We start from the raw sequence: 4554 nt of genomic DNA, 5'->3' as shown, positions 1-4554 counted from the left end.
TTTCATTGTAAAAGATATTAACACCATTAACGATGCTAAATAGCCAATATATTCTGTAGCTGTAATGCCTAATAACTCCATATTAATGCCATAAAAAAAGAGAAATTCTAATAGAATTTCTCTTTAAAGAATTTTTACTAATGTAATCAATTAGATTGATTTATTTCTTTTACGTTCAACTTCTGTTAAAAAGACCTTACGTAAACGCAAGTAGTTTGGTGTAACCTCAACATACTCATCTTTTTGAATGTATTCTAAAGCTTCTTCTAAACTAAATTTTATCGCTGGTACAATTTTAGCCTTATCATCTGCCCCAGACGAACGTACATTACTCAACTTTTTAGTTTTTGTTACGTTAACCGTCATATCATCACCACGAGAGTTTTCTCCTATAACTTGTCCCTCATAAATATCTTCACCTGGATCAACAAAAAACTTACCTCTATCTTGTAATTTATCAATAGAATAAGGAATAGCTTGTCCTTTTTCCATAGATACCAAACTTCCATTTTGACGTTCTGGAATACCTCCTTTTAAGGGTTGATATTCTTTAAAACGGTGCGCCATAATGGCTTCGCCAGCTGTTGCAGTTAAAAGTTGATTACGCAAACCAATAATACCTCTAGATGGTACTAAAAACTCACAAACCATTCTGTCGCCTTTCGCCTCCATACTTAACATTTCACCTTTACGAAGCGTTACCATTTCAATCGCTTTACCAGAAACTGTTTCTGGTAAATCTATAGTCATTTCTTCAACTGGCTCACATTTTACACCATCTACTTCTTTAATAATTACTTGTGGTTGCCCAATTTGTAACTCGTAACCTTCACGACGCATGGTTTCAATTAAAACCGATAAGTGTAAAACGCCACGACCAAAAACCATAAATTTATCAGCACTATCAGTTTCTTCAACTCTTAATGCTAAATTCTTTTCTAATTCTTTAGTCAATCTATCTTTAATATGACGTGATGTTACAAACTTCCCATCTTTTCCAAAGAAAGGCGAATCGTTAATGGTAAACAACATACTCATCGTAGGCTCATCAATTGCAATGGTTTTTAAACCTTCAGGTGTTTCGAAATCGGCAACCGTATCACCAATTTCAAAACCTTCAAGACCAACGATAGCACAAATGTCTCCTGTTTGTACTTCCTCAACTTTTAAACGCCCAAGTCCTTCAAAAACATGAAGCTCTTTTATTTTATTTTTCACAATAGAACCATCACGTTTTACTAACGAAATGTTTTGTCCTACTTTTAATTCACCTCTAGTTAAACGTCCAATAGCAATTCGTCCTGTAAACGACGAAAAATCTAAAGACGTAATTAGCATTTGCGTATTACCTTCTGGTAATTTCGGAGCAGGAATATGGGCAATAACCATATCTAGCAAAGGCTCAATATTATCCGTTTCATTTTGCCAATCATCACTCATCCAATTATTCTTTGCAGAACCGTAAACAGTTGGAAAATCTAATTGCCACTCTTCAGCACCAAGCTCAAACATTAGATCAAATACCTTTTCGTGCACCTCATCTGGTGTACAATTTTCTTTATCAACTTTATTAATAACCACACAAGGTTTTAAGCCTAAATCAATCGCTTTTTGCAATACAAAACGTGTTTGTGGCATCGGCCCTTCAAAAGCATCAACTAAAAGCAAAACGCCATCAGCCATGTTTAATACACGCTCTACTTCTCCACCAAAATCGGCGTGACCAGGGGTATCTATAATATTAATTTTCGTATCTTTATAAATTACAGAAACGTTTTTAGATGTGATAGTAATACCACGTTCGCGCTCTAAATCGTTATTATCTAGAATTAAATCGCCTGTGTTTTCGTTCTCACGAAATAACTGACAGTGGTACATAATTTTATCTACCAAAGTCGTTTTACCATGATCTACGTGTGCAATAATTGCAATATTTTTAATGTTAGCCATAATGTGCGCTCCCTTATTTTAAGCGTGCAAAGGTACTTATTTTTTATATATTTAAGCTATTTTATATTTTATTTGGGATTTTCCTCTTATAACTATAAAATTTAAGTTTTAAAAGAGATATAACCAACTCATTTACAAAAAGTTACAACTATTCATTATATCCTTTTATCTCAAAGTCTTCTACTAAGTTTAGTATCTCATTTTTCGTTAAACTACATATTATTAAACCTTGTTAAACCAAACAAAAAGAATGAATTTATCCTGAGCTTAGTCGAAGCGTTTCTATCCCTAATACAACCACAGATGGATAAATAAACTTATTCATAAAACTTACGTTTACAAATAGTACCTTTGTAGCTTTAATTTGCAGAAAACATTTTTATGAATCTTCAAGACATTCCAAAAATAAAACATACGAATTCTAACAACTTCTTTCTTTTATGTGGCCCTTGTGCCATTGAAGGTGAAGACATGGCTTTTAGAATTGCCGAAAGAGTAGTTAGTATAACAAATAAATTAGAAATTCCATACGTTTTTAAAGGCAGTTTTAAAAAAGCAAACCGAAGTAGAATAGATAGTTTTACAGGAATTGGGAACGAAAAAGCATTAGAAATTCTAGCAAAAGTTTCTGAGAAGTTTGATGTGCCTACGGTTACCGATATTCATGAAACTAGTGATGCAATTTTAGCTGCACAATATGTTGATGTACTACAAATTCCAGCTTTCTTGGTGCGTCAAACCGATTTAGTTGTTGCCGCAGCCAAAACCGGGAAAGTGGTCAATTTAAAAAAAGGACAATTTATGAGTCCAGAAGCTATGAAACACGCTGTACAAAAAGTAAAAGATGCTGGCAGTGATAAAGCGTGGATAACAGATAGAGGCACTATGTTTGGTTATCAAGATATGATTGTAGATTTTCGTGGTATTCCTACCATGAGAAAATTTGCTCCAACCGTTTTAGATGTAACACACTCGTTACAACAGCCAAATCAGAGTGCAGGTGTTACAGGTGGTCGACCAGATATGATAGAAACCATTGCTAGAGCTGGTATTGTAAATAATGTTGACGGACTATTTATTGAAACACATTTCGATCCTGCAAATGCAAAAAGTGATGGTGCCAATATGCTACATTTAGATAAATTAGAAAGTTTATTGACAAACTTGGTCGCTATTAGAAAAACGATTAATAGCCTTTAAAACTAAATAAACCAAGCCCTTTTACTTTTTTTAAGTTGCTGAGCTGCAACTTGCAATAACGCTACAAAGTTTTCGTGGTCTAAATCTTCTATAGATTTTAGTTGAATAGAACGTACTTGCTTTCGTTTGTTATCATTTTTCAAAATTGGAAAATCATTTTCTAATAAAATGCCTTGAACAAAAGCGACATCAACATAATCTTTACCTTTTAAAACATTCAAATAAATCATTGGCTTTTTTTCAATATTATAAAACGGAATCTTATAGCTACACCGCTCCTTTACCTCTGGTAGCGTATTTAAAATAACATTACGCACATAAAGCATAATAGATTGATAGGGTTCTTTTTGGTTGATAAAATATTCGTCAACTGGTTTCATTCTTCAAATTTATGTATATTTAATATATGAGATTATTTTTTTACACTTTATTCTTTTTCATTTCACTATACAGTTTTGCAATAGATTATAGCATCATTGATAAAAAAGTGTCAAATTATCCAGATTATAAAAGCATTGATGTTCTATGTTTTAGAATTTCTAATGATTTTATTATGGATGAAGAGAAAACAAGAGCTGCATTTACTTGGGTAGCATTAAATATTGTATATAATAACAACTATAATGTTGTTTATAACAACAATATGATAGCAATTTATGAGTCTGAATATCAGCGATTAAGAACGATAAATAAAAGAGAAGTAAAAATAGTTAATCATGTTTTTAAATCTAGAAAAGCTAATTGTTTTGGCTATGCGCATTTATATAGAAAATTATGTGAAAAATTAGGTGTTAAATCTAAAGTAATCTATGGAGTTACAAAATCTAATATTAGCGATATTGATGCCAATAAAACACATAAAGATCATGCGTGGAATATTGTAAAAGTAAATAATGAATGGAAATTAGTTGATGTAACTTGGGCTGCTGGTTATCAAGATACATCAACAAAAAAATTTATAAAAAAATTTAATGATTTTTACTTTTTTACAAACCCAAAAGCATTAATAAATCATCACTTTCCTGTAGATCCAAAATGGCAATTATTAGCTAAACCAATAAGTAAAAGGGCATTTTTTTCTACTCCAATATTTTATTCTGACTATTTTAACGCAAATTTTCGTCTTTCCAAAACTCATGACGGTACAATTTATGTTTCAAATGAGAAAAAAATCATAACCTTGTTTTTTGATAAAATCCCCAAAAAAAACATTCTACATTACAAATACCAAAACGATTCTTCAATAAAAAAACTTAAAATAAAAAAGAATAGAGAAGGACAGTTTTTCTCCAAAATAAAGTTCAGTAATAAAAAAAATTCTCATCTAGTAATATTCAATAATCTAAAAGCTTCTATTGGCTTAAAGGTGGAGTTAAAAAATCATTCTATTTAACTTATGGGCTT

General features: G+C 31.5%; 4 protein-coding genes. 2 read left to right on the top strand and 2 right to left on the bottom strand.

The window, feature by feature from the left end:
- Nucleotides 1-150: 150 nt before the first annotated feature.
- Complete coding sequence (gene typA / locus AADI82_RS13885) at nucleotides 151-1950, bottom strand: translational GTPase TypA (RefSeq protein ID WP_341217027.1); 1800 nt, start codon at nucleotides 1948-1950, stop codon at nucleotides 151-153.
- Between the two features lie 381 nt (nucleotides 1951-2331).
- Here typA and kdsA point away from each other — a divergent pair, with 381 nt between their 5' ends.
- Complete coding sequence (gene kdsA, locus AADI82_RS13880) at nucleotides 2332-3150, top strand: 3-deoxy-8-phosphooctulonate synthase (protein WP_341217026.1); 819 nt, start codon at nucleotides 2332-2334, stop codon at nucleotides 3148-3150.
- A gap of 2 nt (nucleotides 3151-3152) precedes the next feature.
- On the opposite strand, the gene AADI82_RS13875 is transcribed toward kdsA, so the two are convergent.
- A complete protein-coding gene (locus tag AADI82_RS13875; RefSeq protein WP_341217025.1) occupies nucleotides 3153-3530 on the bottom strand; it encodes a DUF1801 domain-containing protein in 378 nt (125 codons plus the stop codon).
- A 26-nt stretch (nucleotides 3531-3556) separates the two neighbouring features.
- On the opposite strand from AADI82_RS13875, the gene AADI82_RS13870 reads away from it, so the two are divergent.
- Nucleotides 3557-4543: a transglutaminase domain-containing protein gene (locus AADI82_RS13870; RefSeq protein WP_341217024.1), complete on the top strand. Its 987-nt coding sequence runs from the start codon at nucleotides 3557-3559 to the stop codon at nucleotides 4541-4543.
- Nucleotides 4544-4554: the final 11 nt, after the last annotated feature.

The sequence above is a fragment of the uncultured Wocania sp. genome, assembly GCF_964021735.1.
Classification (GTDB): domain Bacteria; phylum Bacteroidota; class Bacteroidia; order Flavobacteriales; family Flavobacteriaceae; genus Wocania_A.
This window is presented reverse-complemented; position numbering and strand designations above follow the sequence as displayed.

Excerpts from the sequence above, each read along its gene's own strand:
- AADI82_RS13875 (WP_341217025.1), bottom strand. The coding sequence starts at position 3,530 with ATGAAACCAGTTGACGAATATTTTATCAACCAAAAAGAACCCTATCAA.
- kdsA (WP_341217026.1), top strand. The coding sequence starts at position 2,332 with ATGAATCTTCAAGACATTCCAAAAATAAAACATACGAATTCTAACAAC.
- AADI82_RS13870 (WP_341217024.1), top strand. The coding sequence starts at position 3,557 with ATGAGATTATTTTTTTACACTTTATTCTTTTTCATTTCACTATACAGT.
- typA (WP_341217027.1), bottom strand. The coding sequence starts at position 1,950 with ATGGCTAACATTAAAAATATTGCAATTATTGCACACGTAGATCATGGT.